This window comes from Herminiimonas arsenitoxidans, from assembly GCF_900130075.1.
Taxonomy (GTDB): Bacteria; Pseudomonadota; Gammaproteobacteria; order Burkholderiales; family Burkholderiaceae_D; genus Oxalicibacterium; species Oxalicibacterium arsenitoxidans.
Genome location: NZ_LT671418.1, coordinates 2,017,977 through 2,038,497, shown reverse-complemented (window position 1 = coordinate 2,038,497; position 20,521 = coordinate 2,017,977). Strand labels below are relative to the sequence as shown.

The window sequence follows — 20,521 nt, the reverse complement described above, 5'->3', positions numbered from 1 at the left end:
GTGCTCGGTCAGCAAAGAACGCACATGATAGCCCAGGAAGTACAAAATATGATCATTTTGCCTTCATTTTGCTAACTGGAATCATTCGTGTTTCGATTGCGAAAGTGAAGCTGGGCGTGGGTTTGCGGGAAGTGGTGCTATGCGAGGGTGAGTGCGATCAGGCAAATAAAAACGCGCTGTAGCGAGTGGCTAAGCGCGTTTTTTTAAGGTCTGTCTGAGCAGTTTTTTAGTCTGCTTGCAGGTGAGTAATTACTTCGGTGCTTCGGTCACAAAGCCCATTTTTGTCAAACCACCGGACTGTGCTGCAGCCATGACTTGTGCCACTTTTTCATACGGTGTGAGACGATCTGCGCGCAGATGCAATTCTGGTTGTGGTGTCACTTTCGATGCATCAGCAATGCGCGACAGCATTTCTGTTTGATCCAGTTCCACATTGTTCCAGTAAACCTGTCCTGCGGCATCGATCGATACATTAATCGTTTCCGGCTTGACGTCGTTAGGCTGGTTGGCAGCGTGTGGCAGATCGAGCTTCACTGCATGATTCATCACAGGGATGGTCATGATGAAGATGATCAGCAACACCAGCATTACGTCGACTAGTGGCGTGGTGTTGATCTCCGGATTAAAGTCGTCGTCGTCCGACAAGGAACCCATGGCCATCATTTACCTCCGACGACAGCAACCAGTTTGGAGCCGCTAGCATTGCTGCCGGCATCTTTGGCACGCGCACCGGTCACGAACAATGCGTGCAAATCGAAGCCGAATTTATTCATTTTTGCGATGACTGATTTGTTGCCGCGTACCAGTGCGTTGTAACCGAAGGTTGCAGGAATTGCGACTGCCAGACCGAGCGCGGTCATGATCAGTGCTTCACCGACTGGGCCGGCAACTTTATCGATACTTGCTTGGCCAGACGTACCAATCGCAACCAGTGCGTGATAGATGCCCCAGACGGTACCGAACAGACCGACGAACGGTGCGGTCGAGCCGACTGACGCTAAAACGGCCATGCCGGTTTGCAGACGTGATTGTGTTTCGTCGATGGCTTGACGCAGTGACAGCGTGATCCAGTCGCTGACCGACAGTTCGTCGTGCAGGTGACCTTTGTGCGCTTCGTGATGTTCCATGGCGGTGACACCAGCTTCTGCAATCGCGGCAAACGGATTGCCAGTGCCGAGAGTTGCCATGCCTGATTTCAAATCGGTTGCATCCCAGAACTCATGTCCTGCTGCGCTTGCGGAGTTGCGATATTGGAAAAGTTGCAGTGCCTTGGTAACAATGACGTACCACGACGCAATCGACATTGCGACCAGTAACACTGCCACGCCTTTGGTGACAAAGTCACCTTGCGCCCACAAACTCTCTAAACCGTACGGACTGACTTCCATGATGATTCCTTCTTTTATCTATTTAGCGTGAAATTAATTGGTACGATTGCGTAGGCAGGAGCTGGTCTCCCGTCTTCCAAATAAGGCTTGAATAATGCGCGCATCACGGCATCCCGTGCTGCATCGTCCATGCGCAATGAGCCTGAAGACTTCTGTACTTCTACTTTTTCGGCGCGACCTTTTTCATTGATCAGTACGCGCAAAGTGACGGTGCCTTCATTACCCATGCGTGCATCGAGCGGCGGATAAACCGGGCGCGGCGCATTGATGTAAGAAACGCCCGAAATCAATTTTGGTGTGGCAGGAACCGATGGCGCGGACGGAGCGGCAGGCGCCGGAGGTGATGGCGGTTCATTCGATTGCGGTGTAGGCGCTGCGGTTTCAGTAATAGCTTGTGGTGATGGCGCTTCGGTCACAACTGGGCGTGGCGTTGGACGCGTCTCTTGTTTCTTCACGACCGGAACAGTTTTTGGTTCAGCTGGTTGCGGCTTGGGCTGCGGTGCTGGTTGTTCGGTGATGAAGTTGGCGAAAATTTCACGCGGCAATACTTTAGCGACCTGGTGTACCAGGCCGCTACGCAATGCATAAAACAAAGCGATATGGATCGCAATGATTGCGATGAGAGGCCCGAATCGTCTGAGTTGCTGTGATAAGAGAGGCGGTAAAAGCGGTGCTGACGACTGGGTGGTTGTTGCGTTCATAAAGAAATTGCTTATGCGGCCAATGCGTTAGGGTGAAACATTATAGATTGAGATGGGCGAGCGTCTGCAAGGCATTCGCGCAGAACACGTTTGGCACAGGAGTGGCACTTGCCGCAGCAAGTGCCAACTTCCAATTCATTACGCAATTGCGTCATCGACGTTGTACCGTTATCAACTGCTTGACGGATTTTTCGTTCGGAAACATTGCTGCAAACACAAACAATCATCGATGCCTCTTGCCACTTTCTTTGTAGTTAACAATCACAAAAAATGCCAGTATGTCTAAGGTTCAAAATGCCGCTGGTCTGGTTGAACTTCGCGGCTTTACATCAATTAACGCGTGCTCCAGTAACGAGGCGCGTAAACAACTTAAATTTCTCCGGTTGCGGCATTGCCCGTTCAACCACCATCGCCCATTGTTCCGATAACTGCTGGCATGTCGCGCGTAACACTGGTGCCAGATCGGGCAGATCGGCCAGTGCTTTCAAGTGTCGCTCAATGACTGAGGCCAGCTTGATGCACGAACTGCTTTCCTGATTATTCGCGGTGTAATGCGACATCAAGTGCAACACGGCTGAAACTAATAACTCTGGTTGAGCCGGCGCTGCGTTCGGTTCTTGTAATACTTGCTCCGTTTTTTCGATTGCCATCAAACTCTCCTTTTGGGTTGGTTTGGCTGGCTAGTGCAGTCTGGCACGGGCTGGCTCAGTTGCGAATCGATGATGCTAGTTATGCTGTCAAAATCAATTTATTCAACTGCGTTAAACGAAGGCGGTAAATCCGTCCTTCATGTGCAATTTCAACTTCGCGCATTTGTCGAAACAAATCACGACTATTGATGCGTGTTATTGGCTGTTCCATTGCAGCGTTATTACGTGGAGCAGGAGGAGCATTTTCCTGTGCGTCACGTGGTGCCGAGATCGCCATGATCAACCTTTTCATGTAAATGAGAACAATTCGTGTTTAGATTATTGGGCATTTGGCCGCAGATTGCAAGTTTTTTCGCTAAGGTTGGCGCGGCCAGATGCTAAATAAATCGAATCTGTGGTGATCACGGCAATGAAAGTTGCTAAGCGGCTATTCGTGAGAGGGAAAACAAACGAATTCTTAACAAAAGAAGGGCTGCGACGACTGTATGGTCGCCGCAGATAAAGCGGATTTTTGAGGTGTAAATGCTGCTGATGTCAGTGTATCGGGTGAAATGACTCTGCCTGCGAAATGGGCCAGTATTTACCAAATACTTCAGGTAAGTCGCTGCCTGGGTTGGCCTCAGTCAGTAATTGGCCAACCTCAAGATAGGGTAACAGTGCGGATGCGAGTTTGACTTGATTGGCCGATACGCGTCGCACCAGATGATGCGGCTTCAGTTCAGATGGATGTTGTAAACCGGCTGCGGCAATTAATTCAGCGAGTGCTTTCAGTGTGTTCCGGTGGAAGTTGGCGACGCGTTCGGCTTTATCGGGAACGACGAGTGCGCGTTGACGTAAGGCGTCTTGCGTTGCAATGCCGGTCGGGCAGCGATCGGTGTGGCAGCTTTGTGATTGTATGCAGCCGAGTGCAAACATGAAGCCGCGTGCCGAATTACACCAGTCCGCACCAAGCGCGAGCGTACGTACGATATCGAATGCGGTCACGATCTTGCCGGATGCGCCTATCTTCACTTTGTCGCGCAGCTTGGCACCGACCAATGTGTTGTGCGCCAGTAGCAGTGCTTCTTGCAAAGGTACGCCGACATGATCCGTGAATTCAACTGGCGCTGCGCCGGTGCCGCCTTCGCCGCCATCAATCACGATAAAGTCGGGCGTAATGCCGGTTTGCAGCATGGCTTTGACGATGCCGAAAAATTCCCATGGATGACCGACTGCTAATTTAAAGCCGGTGGGTTTGCCACCAGACAGATTGCGCAACTGCTCAATAAAGTGCAGCAAGCCTATGGGTGTATCGAATGCGGAATGCGACGACGGTGAAATGCAATCAACACCTTGCGGCACGCCGCGTGCGGTTGCAATTTCAATCGATACTTTGGCGCCAGGTAGAACGCCACCGTGACCAGGCTTGGCGCCTTGCGACAGTTTGACCTCTATCATTTTGACTTGCGGTAGGTTGGCGTTGATCGCAAATTTTTCTGGTGAAAAACTGCCGTCATTGTTACGACAGCCGAAATAACCGGAACCTATCTCCCATACCAAATCGCCGCCGGCTTCACTCGCATCGTCCGGGCGGTGATAGCGACTAATGCTGCCTTCGCCAGTGTCGTGCATGAAGCCGCCTTTTTGTGCGCCTTGATTCAAGGCGCGTATCGCATTAGCGGACAGTGCGCCAAAACTCATTGCAGAAATATTGAATATGCTGGCTGAATACGGTTGCGCGCGGTCGGCGCCAACCGTAATGCGAAAGTCGTGCGAACCCACTTTCGCTGGCACGATGGAGTGATTGATCCATTCATAGTCGCTTTGATAGACATCCATCTGTGTACCGAATGGACGTTTATCGATCGCTTGCTTGGCGCGTTGATACACCAGGGAGCGTTGATTGCGTGAGAACGGATTTGCTTCGGCGTCATCTTCGAGAAAATACTGACGGATCTCCGGGCGTACCGATTCAAACATGTAGCGGAAATGCGCAAGGATGGGATAGTTGCGTAGTACTGAACGTTTGGTTTGCAGTACATCGGAAATGCCGACTGCAGTCAGTGCGCCAGATAATACGACCAACCACCAGCTGCCATTGAACAGCAGCGCGAGCATCAGGGAAAGTGCGAAGATAAATCCGACAATAATAAATGCCAGATAACGGGTAGGGAACACGCGCATTGTTTCTCCAGACAAGATCCCTGCCGAGAGGCAGGGGAATCGCGGGACAGTGTACAACGTGGAGTGGAAATTTTCTGATAACTAGCCGATGAGATATGCGCTCGGCTAAATAAGTTCGTATTGCCGACGACAGTTAGCTTGGCGTAGTCGATGTATTGATAATCCCGCCGCCAAGACAAACATCGCCTTGATAAAGAACTGCAGATTGTCCTGGCGTCACAGCCCATTGCGGGGTGGCGAAGGCGAGCGAAAAACTGTCTGAGTTCGCGTGCTGAGAACAGGCAACGTCAGCTTGTCGATAGCGCGTTTTAGCCGAAACCAGTTCTTCACTAGGCGGACTGCCTGCGACCCAACTCATTTGTCCTGCACTTAATTCAGACGATAGTAGCCACGGATGATCGTGCCCTTGCACGATATATAAAGTATTGGTCGCGACATCTTTGCGCGCGACGTACCAAGGCTCGCTGTTGCCATCGAGGTTCTTGTGCGCTTTCATGCCGCCCAGACCTATGCCTTTGCGTTGACCTAATGTGTAGAAGCTCAAACCTACGTGTTCACCAACGATGACACCGTCCGGTGTTTTCATTGGGCCTGGTTGATAAGATAAGTAGCGATTCAAAAATTCACGGAAAGGACGTTCACCGATGAAGCAGATGCCGGTGGAGTCTTTCTTCGTCGCATTTGGCAATTTCAATTGTTCTGCGATCTTGCGTACTTCCGTTTTGTGGATTTCGCCGAGCGGGAATAATGTTTTCGACAATTGCGCTTGATTCAGTCTGTGCAGGAAGTAGCTTTGATCCTTGCTGGCATCAACTGCTTTTAATAACTGTGTTTGGCCGGCGTTCGGTCCCGATGTGACTTCGCGCACGCGCGCATAGTGGCCGGTGGCGATCATGTCGGCGCCGAGCAGCATAGCGTGATCGAGGAATGCCTTGAATTTGATTTCGGCGTTGCACAGCACATCCGGATTTGGTGTGCGACCAGCTTGGTATTCGCGCAGGAATTCGGCGAAGACGCGGTCTTTATATTCAGATGCGAAATTGACAGCTTCGATGTCGACGCCAACAACGTCAGCTACGCTAGCCGCATCTATCCAGTCTTGCCGTGTCGAGCAGTATTCGGAATCGTCGTCATCTTCCCAGTTCTTCATGAACAGGCCGATCACTTCGTAACCTTGTTCTTTCAACAGCCATGCTGAAACTGACGAGTCGACGCCGCCGGACATGCCGATGACGACACGTTTTTTAGCCATTACTAATTACCTCATAGACGGACGGATCCGTTTGTAGCAGCGACAGTGGTGCGCGTTTCCCGGCTAGGTAGTCGTCCACACGCGCCAATACGGAAGGGCTGCGATGTTTGTCTTGGCACGCGACCAATTCGTCGTAGTTCATCCAGACGGCGCGCAAAATGCCGACATCCAGCGGTTGATCGTGTTTGGCACCGACTTCGCCACAAAAACTGAAACTTAGATATGTGACATCGTGGCCAGTGCGGGCAGAAACGTAACGCGACATATACATGCCAACCAGCGCGGTAGGCGTGAAATCGTGTGCGGTTTCTTCCAAGGTCTCCCGAACCACTGCTTCTTCCAGCGATTCATGCGGGTCCAGGTGACCGGCAGGTTGATTAAAGCGAATTCCTTCACTGGTCTCTTCTTCTACCAGCAGGAAGTACCCATCACGTTCAATGATGGCCGCAACAGTAACAGATGGTTTCCAGATATCAGGCATATGGTCTCTCGGAATAACCCGCTATTCTAGCGTGCGCCAGAGAAGGTTGCTGGCAATGTTTCCTCCACAGGAAATATTGTAATAAAATGAGTCAGGTCAAGATTGCTCATCTTTATCTTTGCCATGGTGGGCATTTGGCTTTATGCTTATCAATTCGCTTCCTTGTAAAACCCCTACGGAAGTTAGCAGGCGTTAGCCCGACCCGGGCAATTACCCTGCTGCTGAGCGGATCCCGCTGCAGGAATGTATGGTTTACTGCCTCACATAAGTGGAAGCGCAGGGCCAGGAACCACATAATTAATTGATTGCCTTCGCCGGGCTTTGGCGTTGAGGTGATGTTTTAAGTAACGAAACGGAATAAAAAATGCAACGTGTCATGCTCAGGTCAAAAATCCACCGTGTAACGGTGACTCAGGCTGACCTTCATTACGAAGGCTCGTGCGGGATTGACGAAGACTTGCTGACGGCAGCCGACATCCTTGTCGGCGAAAAGATTGAGCTGTACAACATTAATAACGGTAAGCGCTTCTCCACCTACGCCATCAAAGGCGCCAAGGGTAGCGGCGAAATCTCGCTCAATGGTGCTGCTGCGCGCTGCGCGCAGCTGGGCGATCTGCTGATTATTTGCACCTACGGCTCTATGACAGACGAAGACGCCAAGACTTATGTGCCGAAGATTGTCTTTGTCGATGAAAAGAATAAGTTCGCCGGATTGAAAAAATAGCGATAGGCAGTCGTAGTAATTAGAAACCCGGTCGCGCCGTTTTAGGGCTGCTTGAGCCGGGTTTTTATCCGTTTGCCAGTCGCGGCGATCAAACAGAATTTAAACAAACTATGAGAGATGTCATGTCTTTAGTTATAGGAGTGCCACGGGAGTCATTCCCCGGGGAAAAACGGGTGGCCACTGTGCCAGAAGTCGTTGAAAAGCTGATCAAACTCGGCTTTTCCGTTAACGTAGAATCTGGCGCCGGTGACGACGCCAACTTCAGCGACGATACTTACCGCGCTGCCGGTGCACAAATCGTGCAAGGCGCTGCCAACTTGTGGTCCGGTTCCGATATCGTCTTCAAGGTGCGCGCTCCAAGTGCCGAGGAAGTCGCTCTGATTCGCGAAGGTAGCACCCTGATCGGCTTCATCTGGCCGGCACAGAATCCTGAATTGATGCAGCAGCTTGCCGCCAAGCGCGTCACCGTTTTGGCTATGGACTCGCTGCCACGCACGCTGTCGCGCGCGCAGAAGATGGATGCTTTGACCTCCACCGCCGGTGTCAGTGGCTATCGCGCCGTCATCGAGGCTGCCAATGCCTTCGGTCGTTTCTTCAACGGCCAGATCACGGCTGCAGGCAAGGTTCCTCCGGCTAAAGTGTTTATCGCAGGCGCTGGCGTGGCCGGTTTGGCTGCGATCGGTACGGCTGCCAGCCTAGGCGCCATCGTGCGCGCCAACGATACCCGTGCCGAAGTGGCCGATCAAGTTGTATCGCTGGGCGGCGAATTCGTGAAGGTCGATTATGACGAAGAAGGTTCGGGCGGCGGCGGCTATGCCAAAGTCATGTCCGAAGGTTTCCAGGCTGCGCAGCGTGAGATGTACGCCCAGCAGGCCAAGGAATGCGACATCATCATCACCACCGCGCTGATCCCTGGCAAACCGGCTCCGAAACTGATCACCGCCGAAATGGTTCAGTCCATGAAACCCGGCAGCGTGATCGTCGATATGGCGGCCGAGCAGGGTGGTAACTGCGAACTGACAGAACCCGGCAAGGTTGTAGTAAAACATGGCGTGACCATTGTTGGTTACACAGACTTGCCGAGCCGTTTGCCTAAGCAGGCCAGTACGCTGTACTCAACTAACCTGCTGCGCCTGACCGAAGAGCTGTGCAAGGACGCTGAAGGTAAAAAGACGACTGACGGCATCATCAACGTCAATATGGAAGACGAAGCCATTCGTGGACTGACCGTCATCAAGGACGGCAATATCACCTGGCCGCCTCCACCGCTGAAACAAGTGGCTGCTCCGGCTGCCAAGCCAGCTGTAGCTCCAACGCCATCACATGGTCATGGTCCTAGCACCAAAGTGTCGTCGCCAACTCGCGTCGCGACCATGTTTGCGTTCGCTATTCTGTTGTTTGGTTTGATTGGCTATGGTGCGCCAACGGCTTTCCTTGGTCATTTGACCGTGTTTGTACTGGGTTGCTTTATTGGTTACATGGTGGTCTGGAATGTTACTCCGGCATTGCATACGCCTCTGATGAGCGTTACCAATTCCATCTCGTCGATCATCGTGATCGGTGCGTTGGTGCAGGTCGCTCCTCCGCTGGCTGATGGTATGGCACGTCCCGAGCTGCTGATCAAGTGTCTCGCTGCTGCTGGCATCGCTTTGACCGCAATCAACATGTTCGGTGGCTTTGCTGTCACCCGTCGCATGCTTGATATGTTCCGTAAGAATTAAGGAGACCACAATGTCTGCAAATTTGGCTACTGTCTCCTACATCGGAGCAACCATTCTTTTTATCCTCAGCCTGGGTGGCTTGTCGCATCCAGAAACTTCGCGTCGCGGTAACCTGTACGGCATGATCGGCATGGGCATTGCTGTGCTCGCTACCATCATTGGGCCACGTGTAACACCTGAAGGTTACGCATGGATCATCGCTGCGCTCGTCGTCGGTGGTTCAATCGGTCTGTACGCCGCCAAGAAGGTCAAAATGACCGAAATGCCGGAGCTGGTCGCATTGATGCACAGCTTCGTCGGTCTGGCCGCAGCCCTGGTTGGTTTTGCCAGCTATATCGATCCGTCTATCCATCTGGAAGGCGCTGAAAAGGCTATTCATCAAGTTGAGATCTATGTCGGTATCTTTATCGGCGCAGTGACCTTCTCTGGTTCCTTGATTGCGTTCGGCAAACTGAACGGCAAAATCGGCGGCAAACCATTGCTGTTGCCAGCGCGTCACTTCATCAACCTGATTGGTTTGGTGCTCGTGATCTGGTTTGGCCGTGAATTCGTTAATGCACCAGACGTAGCCAGTGGCATGACTCCACTGATCATCATGACTGCGATTGCCTTGCTGTTTGGTATTCATATGGTGATGGCTATCGGTGGTGCTGATATGCCGGTCGTCGTATCGATGTTGAACAGCTACTCTGGTTGGGCTGCTTCGGCTACCGGTTTCATGCTCGGCAATGATTTGCTGATCGTGACTGGTGCGTTGGTTGGTTCCTCAGGTGCGATTCTGTCGTACATCATGTGCCAGGCGATGAACCGCAATTTCTTCAGCGTGATCGCCGGTGGTTTTGGCGGTGGTGCACCGAAAGCAGGCGGCGCTGTTAAAGAACAGACTGGTGAAGCGACTCCTGTTTCTGCACAAGAAACCGCAGAATTGCTGCGTGAAGCAAAAAGCGTTGTTATCGTGCCGGGTTACGGCATGGCAGTGGCACAAGCTCAGCACACGGTGAATGACATCACCAAGTTCTTGCGTGCCAAAGGTACCAAGGTTCGTTTCGCGATCCACCCTGTTGCAGGTCGTATGCCTGGCCACATGAACGTGTTGCTGGCTGAAGCCAAAGTGCCTTACGACATCGTGATGGAAATGGACGAGATCAACGAAGACTTCCCGGATACCGACGTAGTCATGGTGATCGGTGCGAATGACATCGTGAACCCGGATGCGCAAGAAGATCCGGACAGCCCGATCGCTGGTATGCCAGTGCTCGAGGTCTGGAAGGCAGAAACTTCGATCGTCATGAAGCGTTCGATGGCTTCCGGTTACGCCGGTGTCGACAATCCGCTGTTCTACAAAGAAAACAACCGTATGTTGTTTGGCGATGCGAAGAAGATGTTGGATGAAGTTTTGACGACTCTCGAGTCCAGAAGCTAATACAAACATGTTTCAATAAAAAAGCCCGCTGATGCGGGCTTTTTTATTGGGAGGCGAGCTATGGTGAAGCAAACGAAAAGTTAGTGCTTACCTGCTCCAATAGCCAGGCTGGCTATACATCATTTTTAAGTGCGAGATGAATAGACGCACTTTGGCCGGGACGTTTCTCTGTTGCGGATACACCGCCATGATGTCGTATTCGGGGATCGCATAATCATCCAGTACGGTTTCCAGTAGGCCGCTCTCTAGCTGGCTCTGGATTTCCCATACGGAGCGCCAGGCGATGCCCAGACCCTCGGTCATCCAGCGGTGCAGCAATTCACCATCATTGCAGTCCAGGCTGCCCTGGGCGCGCACAGAGACGGTTTTTCCACGGTAATTAAAATACCAGCCGCGTTGTTGTCCACCTTGAAGATTAAAGGAGAGGCAATTATGATTAGCAAGATCGTCTAGTGTCTTTGGTTTGCCGTGTTTCTTGAAGTATTCCTTGGTACCACACACGACCCGTTTATTGGCGGCAAGTTTAATTGCCACGAAGTTGGGGTCGATGTTTCCGCCTATGCGTATGCCCATGTCGTAACCTTCCTGCACCAAATCCACAACGCGATCAGTCAGGTTGAATGACATCTTGAGGCCAGGGTGCTGCTCCAGGAATTCCTGTGCATAAGGCGCGACATGCTGGCGGCCGAATGAGGCAGGGGCGGAAACGATCAAATGGCCGGTGACCTTGTTATGGCCCGCCGAGAGTGCACTTTCAGCCTGATCCAGTTCGCCCAGCATTTTGCGGCAGTGTTCCAGATAGACGGAACCTTCTTCCGTGAGGGCGAGTCGACGGGTGGAGCGATGTAGCAGGCGTACGCCCAGGCGTTTCTCCAGAGTATCGATGCGGCGCCCGACCATAACGGGTGTTACCTGTAGGGCTAATGCTGCTGCCGCAAAGCTGCTATGCTCGACCGCCATCACAAATGCTTCGATCTGTTTGAGCTTATCCATTCGATACCTGAAGTATTTAATTGGTTAATTAATTGTCCTATTCTAAAAGTAATGCATAAGAATTACTATAGATGCTAGGAAAATTTCATTTCAATGGAGATATGTAATGGCAAAGATGACAGCAGCCCAAGCAGCAGTTTGGGTAATGCAAAAAGAGGGTATTGATCAGGCGTTCGGCGTACCAGGCGCAGCGATCAATCCGTTTTACTCCGCAATGCAAAAGCAAGGCACGATCAAGCACATTCTGGCACGCCACGTAGAAGGCGCGACCCACATGGCTGAGGGTTACACCCGCGCCAAAACCGGCAATATCGGTGTTGCTCTCGCGACCTCGGGTCCTGGCGGCACAGACATGATCACCGGTCTGTACTCGGCAATTGCTGATTCGATTCCAATCTTGTGTGTCACTGGTCAAGCGCCACGTGCACGTTTGCACAAAGAAGATTTCCAAGCTGTTGATATCGAAACGATCTCGAAGCCAGTAACCAAATGGTCGGTGATGGTTCGCGAACCAGCATTGGTTCCACAAGTGTTCCAACAAGCTTTCCACATCATGCGTTCGGGCCGCCCAGGTCCAGTGCTGATCGATTTGCCGTTCGACGTGCAAGTTGCTGAAATCGAATTCGATCCAGATCTGTACGAGCCATTGCCAGTCTACAAACCAGCAGCGACCCGTAAACAAATCGAAGCTGCAATCAACATGTTGAACGCTGCAGAGCGTCCATTGCTGATTTCCGGCGGCGGCGTGATCAATGCAAACGCCACACCGTTGATGCTCGAATTCGCTGAATTGGTTAACGTTCCTGTCGTGCCAACCCTGATGGGCTGGGGCACAGTACCTGATGATCATCCACTGATGGTCGGTATGGTTGGTCTGCAAACTTCGCACCGTTACGGTAACGCGACGATGCTGGCTTCGGACTTTGCATTCGGTATCGGTAACCGTTGGGCTAACCGTTTCACCGGTTCGATCGACGTTTTCACCAAAGATCGTAAATTCGTACACATCGACATCGAACCGACACAAATCGGTCGCGTGTTTGGCCCAGACCTCGGCATTACTTCCGACGCTGGCGCAGCACTGAAATTGATGATCGAAGTAGCGAAAGAATTGAAAGCTGCCGGCAAACTGAAAAACCGTGATGCATGGTTGGCTGAGTGCCAAGAACGCAAACGCACGATGTTGCGTAAAACAGATTTCGACGTAACGCCTATCAAGCCACAACGTGTTTACCAAGAAATGAACACAGTGTTCGGTAAAACAGCGCGCTATGTTTCGAACATCGGTTTGTCGCAAATCGCTGCGGGTCAATTCCTGCACGTGTACAAAGAACGTAACTGGATCAACTGCGGTCAAGCAGGTCCATTGGGCTGGACTATCCCAGCTGCTCTGGGTGTCCGGGCTGCCGATCCAACCAGCGAAATCGTTGCTATCACAGGCGATTACGACTTCCAATTCTTGATCGAAGAACTGGCAGCTGGCGCGCAATTCAACTTGCCATACATCCACGTGTTGGTGAACAACTCGTACCTGGGCCTGATCCGTCAAGCACAACGTATGTTCACAATGGACTACTGTGTATCGCTGGCATTCGACAACATCAACTCGACCGAAAACGCTTCGTACGGTGTTGATCACGTTAAAGTTACTGAAGGCCTCGGCTGTAAAGCAATTCGCGTCTACAACCCAGACGATATCCAACCTGCGCTGCGTAAAGCACAAGAGTGGATCAAAGAATTCAAAGTACCAGTCGTTGTTGAAATCATCCTTGAGCGCGTAACCAATATCGCGATGGGTACAGAAATCAACGCGATCAACGAATTCGAAGAAATCCTCGACGTTAAGGGTGCTTAAGATGACGAAACTTGCTGCTAATCTGACGATGCTGTTCAACGAGGTTCCATTCATGGACCGCTTTGAACAAGCTGCAAAGAATGGCTTCAAAGGCGTTGAATTCTTGTTTCCATACGATTTCCCTGCGGCTGATGTCGCAGCGAAATTGAAAGAGAACAATCTGGAAATGGTTTTGCACAATCTGCCAGCCGGTAACTGGGCTGGTGGTGAGCGCGGTATCGCTTGCCATCCAGATCGTGTAGAAGAATTCAAAGCTGGTGTGGACAAAGCAATTGAATACGTCAAAGTGCTCGGCACCAAACAGGTCAATATCCTGTCCGGTATCGTGCCTGCTGGCGTAACGCATGAACAAGCAGAAGCAACTCTGGTTGCCAACTTGAAATATGCAGCTGCTAAATTGAAAGCAGAAGGTATCCCATTGTTGATCGAAGCGATCAACACATTCGATATCCCTGGCTTCTTCTTGACCGGTACCAAACAGACTCTGGACATCATTGCCAAAGTCGGTTCGGACAACTTGTTCTTCCAATACGACATCTATCACATGCAACGCATGGAAGGTGAATTGGCGAACACGATGAAGAACAACCTCGCGGTTATTCCTCATCTGCAACTGGCAGATAATCCAGGCCGTTTTGAACCAGGTACAGGTGAAATCAACTACACCTACCTGTTCAAGTTCCTGGATGAAATCGGTTACAAAGGTTGGATCGGTTGTGAGTACAAGCCTAAGGCTGGTACGGTAGAAGGATTGGGCTGGCGCGCAGCGCACGGCTTATAATGTAGCGTCTCTAAGCATACTGAGCGGTCCGACATCGGGCCGCTTAGTATTTTTACTGAGTATGTAGTTAATACACCGCAGTTAATACACTTAAATAATCAGGAGTCAGTCATGGCAAAAGTTGGATTTATTGGTTTGGGTATCATGGGCGCACCAATGGCGCTGAACCTGCAAAAGGGTGGTCACCAACTGTTTTTGCATGATCAAAAAGCACCAGCACAAGAATTAGTCGATGGTGGCGCAACTGTTTGCGCATCGGGTGCTGAAGTCGCTAAAAATGCAGACATCATCATCACCATGGTGCCGGATACCCCGCACGTGGATGCAGTTCTGTTCAGCGAAAACGGCGTTGCAGCTGGTTTGTCGAAAGGCAAAATCGTTGTCGACATGAGCTCGATCTCGCCTATCGCTACTAAAGAATTCGCGAAAAAAATCAACGCTCTGGGTTGCGAATACCTGGATGCACCAGTATCTGGTGGCGAAGTCGGTGCTAAAGCAGCATCGTTGACCATCATGATCGGCGGTTCGGAAGCAGCATTTGCAACCGTTAAGCCATTGTTCGAATTGATGGGCAAAAACATCACTCTGGTTGGCGGTAACGGCGATGGTCAAACCACCAAAGTTGCTAACCAAATCATCGTTGCATTGAACATCCAAGCTGTTGCTGAAGCTCTGTTGTTCGCTTCGAAAGCTGGTGCAGATCCTGCAAAAGTTCGTCAAGCATTGATGGGTGGTTTCGCTAACTCCCGTATCTTGGAAGTACACGGCGAGCGTATGGTTAAACGTACCTTCAACCCAGGCTTCCGTATCGAATTGCATCAGAAAGATTTGAACCTGGCATTGCAAGGTGCGAAAGCAATGGGCGTTTCCTTGCCTAACACTGCGGCAACTCAAGAACTGATGAATTCATGCGCAGCAAACGGCATGAGCGGTCTGGATCACTCGGCACTGTGCCGCGCGATCGAAATCATGTCGAACCACGAAATCGCTAAGGCGTAATTCGTCAACGACGTTTGTACTGCAGCCGACATCGCATCGATGTGCGATGTCGGTTTGATTCAAATTTTTAAAAAGTATCTCGCCCATGTCGATAGACCCACGTCAGTTTTTGAATGACCTGTATGCCACCGCAGTAGAGGCTGTGAGCGCACAGAAATGTATGCCTGCCTATTTGCCCAAGCAATCTGCCAAAGGTCGTACGCTGGTGATCGGTGCCGGTAAAGGTGCGGCCGCAATGGCCAAGGTTGTTGAAGATACGTGGCCAGGCAAAGTGGAAGGCTTGATCGTGACGCGTTATGGTCACGGCGCTGACTGCAAACAGATCGAAGTTGTGGAAGCCGCGCATCCGGTCCCGGATGAAGCAGGCCGCGCAGCTGCAGGTCGCATGCTGGAACTGGTCCAAGGTTTGACTGAAGATGATCTGGTGTTATGCCTGATCACAGGCGGCGGCTCCGCCTTGTTGAGTTTGCCGGGTGAAGGCATCTCACTGGAACAAAAACAAGCATTGAATAAAGCATTGCTGAAAAGCGGTGCCACGATTTCTGAAATGAATTGCGTGCGCAAGCATTTGTCCGCAATCAAAGGTGGTCGTTTGGCCTTGGCATGTGCACCTGCACGTGTCATCACATTGTTGATCTCCGACGTACCTGGCGACGATCCTGGTGTGATCGCTAGCGGTCCAACTCTGCCAGATCCAACTACCTGCGCAGAATCACTCGCGATTCTGAAAAAATACAAAATCGAAATTCCAGATAATATTTTGAAGCATCTGGAATCCGGCGCTGGCGAAACACCAAAACCAGGTGATGCACGTTTTGCACGCAATGAACATCACGTCATGGCAACCGCGCAACATGCGCTGGAAGCTGCGGCTGCCAAGGCACGCGAGCTTGGTATCACACCATACATTTTGTCCAACGATCTCGAAGGCGAATCGCGCGACGTCGGCATGGTGCACGCTGCATTGGCAAAACAGGTTGCGAAGTATGGTCAGCCATTCGCCAAGCCATGCGTCATCCTGTCGGGCGGCGAAACTACCGTCACCGTGCGCGGTAAAGGTCGTGGTGGCCGCAATGCTGAGTTCCTGTTGAGCTTGGCAGTGTCCCTGCAGGGTACGGCTGGTATTCACGCATTGGCATGTGATACCGATGGTATTGATGGCTCCGAAGATAACGCCGGCGCCATCTATCAACCTGACTCATGGACGCGTGCTACCGAGCAAGGCTTGAACGCCAAAGCCATGCTGGAAAATAACGACGGCTATGGCTTCTTCAGCGCACTCGGTGACCTGATCGTCAGCGGTCCGACACGTACCAACGTGAACGACTTCCGCGCAATCCTGATTTTGTAATTTATTGTTCGCTGCGTCTGCTCCTAGTCGCAGCGAAATTCATTTTTCATTTTTCATTTAAGAAGAAGATCTGTCATGAGACGTAATCGTAAAGCAAAAATCGTTGCTACCCTGGGCCCAGCAAGTGGTGATATGGAAACCATCAGCGCATTGTTTGAAGCTGGCGTGGACATGTTCCGCTTCAACTTCAGCCATGGTTCGCACGAAGATCACCGCGCACGTCACGAAATCGTGCGTAGCCTGGAAACCAAATACGGCCGTCCAGTTGCCATCCTCTGCGATCTGCAAGGTCCGAAGATTCGTCTGGGTACCTTCAATGGCGATTCCGCTGTATTGACTGAAGGTTCGGAATTCGTGCTCGACCGCGATCAGACTCCAGGTGATGCAACACGCGTTTACCTGCCACATCCTGAGCTGTTCGCGGTTGTCAAAGCTGGTCAAAACCTGTTGTTCGATGACGGCAAAATCCGTGTTTCGATCGAAAGCAACTCGGGTGACCGCATCGTCACACGTGTGACTACAGGCGGCAAGATTTCGAACCGCAAAGGCGTCAACGTGCCAGACGCAATTCTGCCTATCCCTGCAATGACACCGAAAGATCTGGTTGATCTGGAATTTGCCTTGTCGTTGGGTGTGGACTGGGTAGCTCTGTCGTTCGTGCAACAAGTTTCCGATATCGAAGACGCGCGCAAGATCATCGGCGACCGCGCTCTGATTCAATCGAAGATCGAAAAACCAGCAGCAATGCTCGACATCGATGCGATCTGTAAAGCTTCTGACTCCGTCATGGTTGCTCGTGGTGATCTGGGTGTTGAACTGCCGATCTCGCAAGTGCCGCGCGCTCAGAAAGAAATCATCCGTGTATCGCGTAAATACGGCCGTCCAACTATCGTTGCAACACATATGTTGGAATCGATGACCGAATCGCCTATGCCAACCCGTGCAGAAGCATCGGACGTTGCCAACGCCATTTACGAAGGCGCAGATGCCGTGATGTTGTCCGCGGAATCGGCCAGCGGCAAGAACCCTGTTCGCGCTGTTCAAATGATGGACAGCATCATCAAAGAAGTGGAAAGCGATCCGGTCTACCGCACACTGCTCGATGCACAGCAAGTGACACCACGTCCAACAGCGGAAGATGCAATCTGCAACGCCTTGCGTGACACCACGGCTGCGATCAAAGCTGTCGCTACTGTGACATACACAAAATCTGGTAGCACCAGCATGAGCGCTGCGCGTGTACGTCCGACCACGTCGATCCTGAGCATCACACCAGAACTGAAGACCGCACGTCGTTTGGCATGGGTCTGGGGTATCCACTCGATCGTTGGCGGCAAGGATGTTAAGTCTGTTGATGACATGGTCAGCGAAGCAGTGGCGGCCGCCGTGCATGAAGGTTTTGCCAAGAAAGGTGATTACATCGCTATCTCGGCTGGCTTACCATTCGGCGAATCTGGTACGACCAATCTGTTGCACATCGCAACGGTTAAGTAATATTTGAAGTAATACAGTTTCTGAAAGATGGCATGTTTGCCATTTTTCAGAACTGACATGAATGGGGTATTGCGTTGCATCGCAGTAACCCATTCATGTCAGATGTAAAAATCTGACGGGGGTCAATTGACATAGTCGTTTTATGGCATAGACTACGATTCGTAGTTTGATTCACCTGTTGTAGAAGTAAAAAGCTAGGGGTCCTAGGTAGATGCGTTCCGCATTTGCCGGGTGAGAAAAACCCTTGAACCTGATCTGGATAATGCCAGCGAAGGGAAGCTACCGAGAACGTGTATTGCATCCGGCATTCGAATTGTATTCATCGATGTCCAAGCTGATACGGTATATGTTTTCGAAACCTCCTGAGCTGGCTCCAAGCCAATTTGAAGTTAGCCAAGGAGCCAAAATGAATGCCAATCCGAAATTTCTGTCCGCTACCGCCACGGTAGATGAAGCAGCGATCCAACCATTACCAAATTCCACCAAAGTTTATATTCAAGGTTCGCGTCCTGATATACGCGTGCCTATGCGCAAGATCACACAATCCGATACCGCAGCATCGTTCGGTTTCGAAAAAAATCCGGCGATCTATGTCTACGATACGTCCGGTCCATACACCGATCCGGAAGCAAAGATCGATATCCGTTCCGGCCTCGACACACCACGCCTGCCGTGGATACTGGAGCGCAATGACACCGAAGAACTAGCCGGCCCAACATCTGAATACGGCATCGAGCGTTTGAACGATCCTAAGTTGGCTGAGTTGCGTTTCAATCTGCATCGCAAACCGCGTCGTGCACTTGCCGGCAAAAACGTGTCGCAAATGCATTACGCACGTCAGGGCATCATCACGCCGGAAATGGAATTCGTCGCGATCCGTGAAAACATGAATCGTCGCGCCTATCTGGAAGAGTTGAAACACTCCGGACCAAAAGGTGAAAAGCTCGCCGAGCTGATGGGGCGTCAACATCCGGGCCAATCGTTTGGTGCTGCGATCCCGCAAGAGATCACTGCTGAATTCGTACGTAGCGAAATCGCGCGGGGTCGCGCCATTATCCCGGCCAACATCAACCATCCTGAAATCGAACCGATGATCATCGGTCGTAATTTCCTGGTCAAAATCAACGCCAATATCGGCAACTCGGCAGTCACTTCTTCGATCGGAGAAGAAGTAGAGAAAATGACGTGGGCGATACGTTGGGGCGGCGACAACGTGATGGATTTATCGACCGGCAAACACATACATGAAACGCGTGAGTGGATCATTCGCAATTCACCTGTACCTATCGGTACCGTGCCTATTTATCAGGCGCTGGAAAAAGTGAACGGCAAGGCAGAAGATCTGACATGGGAAATTTTCCGTGACACATTGATCGAGCAAGCCGAGCAGGGTGTTGATTACTTCACCATCCACGCCGGCGTGTTGTTGCGCTATGTGCCGATGACTGCGAAGCGCATGACAGGCATCGTGTCACGCGGTGGTTCCATCATGGCGAAATGGTGTCTCGCGCATCACAAAGAATCTTTCCTGTACGAGCATTTCGAAGACATTTGCGAAATCATGAAAGCCTATGACGTGTCGTTCTCGCTCGGCGACGGTTTGCGTCCAGGTTCGATCTATGATGCCAACGATGAAGCGCAACTCGGCGAATTGAAGACACTGGGCGAGCTGACGCAGATCGCATGGAAGCATGACGTGCAAGTCATGATCGAAGGTCCTGGTCATGTACCTATGCACTTGATCAAGGAAAACATGGACCTGCAACTGGAGCAGTGCCACGAAGCACCGTTCTACACGCTAGGACCATTGACGACCGATATCGCACCAGGTTATGACCACATCACGTCAGGTATCGGCGCTGCGCAAATCGGTTGGTACGGCACGGCAATGCTGTGCTACGTCACGCCGAAAGAACATCTAGGCTTGCCGAACAAGGTCGACGTCAAGGACGGCATCATCACGTACAAGATTGCCGCCCATGCTGCCGATTTGGCCAAAGGTCATATCGGTGCGCAGATACGCGACAACGCCTTGTCGAAAGCGCGTTTCGAATTCCGTTGGGACGATCAATTCAACATCGGTCTTGATCCGGACAAGGCGCGTGAATTCCATGATGAAACTTTGCCTAAGGACTCCGCTAAAGTTGCGCACTTCTGCTCGATGTGTGGTCCGCACTTCTGCTCGATGAAAATCACGCAGGAAGTGCGCGAATATGCAGCGCAACAAGGCATCACTGAAATTCAAGCTTTGAAAAAAGGTATGGAAGTGAAGTCGATAGAGTTCGTAAAAAGCGGCTCTGAAATTTATCAAAAACAGTAATGAGCAATATTGAAATAACGATAGAACTCAATGGCGCTAGCCATCAACTCGCAACGTGCAAGAACGTTGAAGAGTTGATCGCTGATTTGTCACTATCCGGCAAAGCAGTTGCCGTTGCCATCAATCGCGAAATCGTGCCACGTAGTCAGTGGCAGCAGCGACAGTTGCAAGCTGCTGATCGCGTTGATGTGGTGCGCGCAATTGGCGGTGGCTGAACATTGAAGC

Annotated in this window: 20 protein-coding genes and 1 riboswitch; of the genes, 10 read left to right on the top strand and 10 right to left on the bottom strand. The window is 51.4% G+C overall.

The genetic code is table 11. The annotated features are described in order from the left end of the window. Positions 1-249: 249 nt before the first annotated feature. From BQ6873_RS09580 to BQ6873_RS09540, 9 genes are all read right to left on the bottom strand, one after another. Positions 250-660, bottom strand: coding sequence for an ExbD/TolR family protein (locus BQ6873_RS09580; protein WP_076592445.1), 411 nt, complete (start codon positions 658-660; stop codon positions 250-252). Next, entirely contained in the window at positions 660-1,388 is a 729-nt protein-coding gene (locus tag BQ6873_RS09575) for a MotA/TolQ/ExbB proton channel family protein (RefSeq protein ID WP_076592444.1), read from the bottom strand. The genes BQ6873_RS09580 and BQ6873_RS09575 overlap by 1 nt, the downstream gene beginning before the upstream one ends. Before the next feature lie 14 nt (positions 1,389-1,402). Then, positions 1,403-2,089, bottom strand: a complete 687-nt coding sequence (locus BQ6873_RS09570) for an energy transducer TonB (protein ID WP_076592443.1) — start codon at positions 2,087-2,089, stop codon at positions 1,403-1,405. 11 nt (positions 2,090-2,100) lie between these two features. After that, the gene (locus BQ6873_RS09565; RefSeq protein WP_076592442.1) at positions 2,101-2,316 is read right to left on the bottom strand and encodes a (2Fe-2S)-binding protein; all 216 of its coding nucleotides are present in this window, start codon (positions 2,314-2,316) and stop codon (positions 2,101-2,103) included. A 102-nt stretch (positions 2,317-2,418) separates the two neighbouring features. Further along, a complete protein-coding gene (locus BQ6873_RS09560; protein ID WP_076592441.1) occupies positions 2,419-2,739 on the bottom strand; it encodes a hypothetical protein in 321 nt (106 codons plus the stop codon). A gap of 79 nt (positions 2,740-2,818) precedes the next feature. After that, the gene (hemP, locus tag BQ6873_RS09555) at positions 2,819-3,031 is read right to left on the bottom strand and encodes a hemin uptake protein HemP (protein ID WP_231949314.1); all 213 of its coding nucleotides are present in this window, start codon (positions 3,029-3,031) and stop codon (positions 2,819-2,821) included. 242 nt (positions 3,032-3,273) lie between these two features. Continuing rightward, positions 3,274-4,902 carry an FMN-binding glutamate synthase family protein gene (locus tag BQ6873_RS09550; RefSeq protein ID WP_157889214.1) on the bottom strand — a complete coding sequence of 543 codons (1,629 nt, stop codon included), beginning with the start codon at positions 4,900-4,902 and terminating at the stop codon, positions 3,274-3,276. Positions 4,903-5,035: 133 nt separating this feature from the next. Then, complete coding sequence (mnmA, locus tag BQ6873_RS09545; RefSeq protein WP_076592440.1) at positions 5,036-6,154, bottom strand: tRNA 2-thiouridine(34) synthase MnmA; 1,119 nt, start codon at positions 6,152-6,154, stop codon at positions 5,036-5,038. Continuing rightward, positions 6,147-6,635, bottom strand: a complete 489-nt coding sequence (locus BQ6873_RS09540) for an NUDIX hydrolase (protein ID WP_076592439.1) — start codon at positions 6,633-6,635, stop codon at positions 6,147-6,149. Before BQ6873_RS09540 ends, mnmA begins: the two co-directional genes overlap by 8 nt. Positions 6,636-6,999: 364 nt before the next feature. Between BQ6873_RS09540 and panD the strand changes: the two genes are divergently transcribed. The 3 genes from panD to pntB all read left to right on the top strand — a co-directional run bounded on the left by panD (position 7,000) and on the right by pntB (position 10,503). Then, positions 7,000-7,359 carry an aspartate 1-decarboxylase gene (gene panD, locus BQ6873_RS09535; RefSeq protein WP_076592438.1) on the top strand — a complete coding sequence of 120 codons (360 nt, stop codon included), beginning with the start codon at positions 7,000-7,002 and terminating at the stop codon, positions 7,357-7,359. Positions 7,360-7,481: 122 nt separating this feature from the next. Then, positions 7,482-9,080, top strand: coding sequence for a Re/Si-specific NAD(P)(+) transhydrogenase subunit alpha (locus BQ6873_RS09530; protein ID WP_076592437.1), 1,599 nt, complete (start codon positions 7,482-7,484; stop codon positions 9,078-9,080). Between the two features lie 10 nt (positions 9,081-9,090). Beyond that, complete coding sequence (gene pntB / locus BQ6873_RS09525; protein ID WP_076592436.1) at positions 9,091-10,503, top strand: Re/Si-specific NAD(P)(+) transhydrogenase subunit beta; 1,413 nt, start codon at positions 9,091-9,093, stop codon at positions 10,501-10,503. 87 nt (positions 10,504-10,590) lie between these two features. On the opposite strand, the gene BQ6873_RS09520 is transcribed toward pntB, so the two are convergent. Next, positions 10,591-11,496, bottom strand: a complete 906-nt coding sequence (locus BQ6873_RS09520; RefSeq protein WP_076592435.1) for a LysR family transcriptional regulator — start codon at positions 11,494-11,496, stop codon at positions 10,591-10,593. 106 nt (positions 11,497-11,602) lie between these two features. Here BQ6873_RS09520 and gcl point away from each other — a divergent pair, with 106 nt between their 5' ends. From gcl to thiS, 7 genes are all read left to right on the top strand, one after another. Next, entirely contained in the window at positions 11,603-13,351 is a 1,749-nt protein-coding gene (gene gcl, locus BQ6873_RS09515) for a glyoxylate carboligase (protein WP_076592434.1), read from the top strand. Position 13,352: 1 nt separating this feature from the next. Further along, complete coding sequence (gene hyi, locus BQ6873_RS09510) at positions 13,353-14,132, top strand: hydroxypyruvate isomerase (RefSeq protein WP_076592433.1); 780 nt, start codon at positions 13,353-13,355, stop codon at positions 14,130-14,132. Between the two features lie 111 nt (positions 14,133-14,243). Continuing rightward, positions 14,244-15,131 carry a 2-hydroxy-3-oxopropionate reductase gene (gene glxR / locus BQ6873_RS09505; protein ID WP_076592432.1) on the top strand — a complete coding sequence of 296 codons (888 nt, stop codon included), beginning with the start codon at positions 14,244-14,246 and terminating at the stop codon, positions 15,129-15,131. 85 nt (positions 15,132-15,216) lie between these two features. Continuing rightward, entirely contained in the window at positions 15,217-16,482 is a 1,266-nt protein-coding gene (locus BQ6873_RS09500) for a glycerate kinase type-2 family protein (RefSeq protein ID WP_076592431.1), read from the top strand. Between the two features lie 75 nt (positions 16,483-16,557). Continuing rightward, on the top strand, positions 16,558-17,976 hold the full coding sequence (gene pyk, locus BQ6873_RS09495) for a pyruvate kinase (protein WP_076592430.1): 1,419 nt from the start codon (positions 16,558-16,560) through the stop codon (positions 17,974-17,976). Between the two features lie 186 nt (positions 17,977-18,162). Next, positions 18,163-18,270, top strand: a riboswitch (TPP riboswitch). 112 nt (positions 18,271-18,382) lie between these two features. Then, the gene (thiC, locus tag BQ6873_RS09490; RefSeq protein ID WP_076592429.1) at positions 18,383-20,296 is read left to right on the top strand and encodes a phosphomethylpyrimidine synthase ThiC; all 1,914 of its coding nucleotides are present in this window, start codon (positions 18,383-18,385) and stop codon (positions 20,294-20,296) included. Then, positions 20,296-20,511, top strand: coding sequence for a sulfur carrier protein ThiS (thiS, locus tag BQ6873_RS09485; RefSeq protein WP_076592428.1), 216 nt, complete (start codon positions 20,296-20,298; stop codon positions 20,509-20,511). The genes thiC and thiS overlap by 1 nt, the downstream gene beginning before the upstream one ends. Positions 20,512-20,521: the final 10 nt, after the last annotated feature.

Bases quoted from the DNA above. Each gene is read 5' to 3' on its own strand.
- thiC (WP_076592429.1), top strand. From the start codon at position 18,383: ATGAATGCCAATCCGAAATTTCTGTCCGCTACCGCCACGGTAGATGAA.
- hemP (WP_231949314.1), bottom strand. From the start codon at position 3,031: ATGAAAAGGTTGATCATGGCGATCTCGGCACCACGTGACGCACAGGAA.
- panD (WP_076592438.1), top strand. From the start codon at position 7,000: ATGCAACGTGTCATGCTCAGGTCAAAAATCCACCGTGTAACGGTGACT.
- BQ6873_RS09530 (WP_076592437.1), top strand. From the start codon at position 7,482: ATGTCTTTAGTTATAGGAGTGCCACGGGAGTCATTCCCCGGGGAAAAA.
- BQ6873_RS09560 (WP_076592441.1), bottom strand. From the start codon at position 2,739: ATGGCAATCGAAAAAACGGAGCAAGTATTACAAGAACCGAACGCAGCG.
- thiS (WP_076592428.1), top strand. From the start codon at position 20,296: ATGAGCAATATTGAAATAACGATAGAACTCAATGGCGCTAGCCATCAA.
- mnmA (WP_076592440.1), bottom strand. From the start codon at position 6,154: ATGGCTAAAAAACGTGTCGTCATCGGCATGTCCGGCGGCGTCGACTCG.
- pntB (WP_076592436.1), top strand. From the start codon at position 9,091: ATGTCTGCAAATTTGGCTACTGTCTCCTACATCGGAGCAACCATTCTT.
- hyi (WP_076592433.1), top strand. From the start codon at position 13,353: ATGACGAAACTTGCTGCTAATCTGACGATGCTGTTCAACGAGGTTCCA.
- BQ6873_RS09540 (WP_076592439.1), bottom strand. From the start codon at position 6,635: ATGCCTGATATCTGGAAACCATCTGTTACTGTTGCGGCCATCATTGAA.
- BQ6873_RS09565 (WP_076592442.1), bottom strand. From the start codon at position 2,316: ATGATTGTTTGTGTTTGCAGCAATGTTTCCGAACGAAAAATCCGTCAA.
- pyk (WP_076592430.1), top strand. From the start codon at position 16,558: ATGAGACGTAATCGTAAAGCAAAAATCGTTGCTACCCTGGGCCCAGCA.
- glxR (WP_076592432.1), top strand. From the start codon at position 14,244: ATGGCAAAAGTTGGATTTATTGGTTTGGGTATCATGGGCGCACCAATG.
- BQ6873_RS09575 (WP_076592444.1), bottom strand. From the start codon at position 1,388: ATGGAAGTCAGTCCGTACGGTTTAGAGAGTTTGTGGGCGCAAGGTGAC.
- gcl (WP_076592434.1), top strand. From the start codon at position 11,603: ATGGCAAAGATGACAGCAGCCCAAGCAGCAGTTTGGGTAATGCAAAAA.
- BQ6873_RS09550 (WP_157889214.1), bottom strand. From the start codon at position 4,902: ATGCGCGTGTTCCCTACCCGTTATCTGGCATTTATTATTGTCGGATTT.
- BQ6873_RS09520 (WP_076592435.1), bottom strand. From the start codon at position 11,496: ATGGATAAGCTCAAACAGATCGAAGCATTTGTGATGGCGGTCGAGCAT.
- BQ6873_RS09500 (WP_076592431.1), top strand. From the start codon at position 15,217: ATGTCGATAGACCCACGTCAGTTTTTGAATGACCTGTATGCCACCGCA.
- BQ6873_RS09580 (WP_076592445.1), bottom strand. From the start codon at position 660: ATGGCCATGGGTTCCTTGTCGGACGACGACGACTTTAATCCGGAGATC.
- BQ6873_RS09570 (WP_076592443.1), bottom strand. From the start codon at position 2,089: ATGAACGCAACAACCACCCAGTCGTCAGCACCGCTTTTACCGCCTCTC.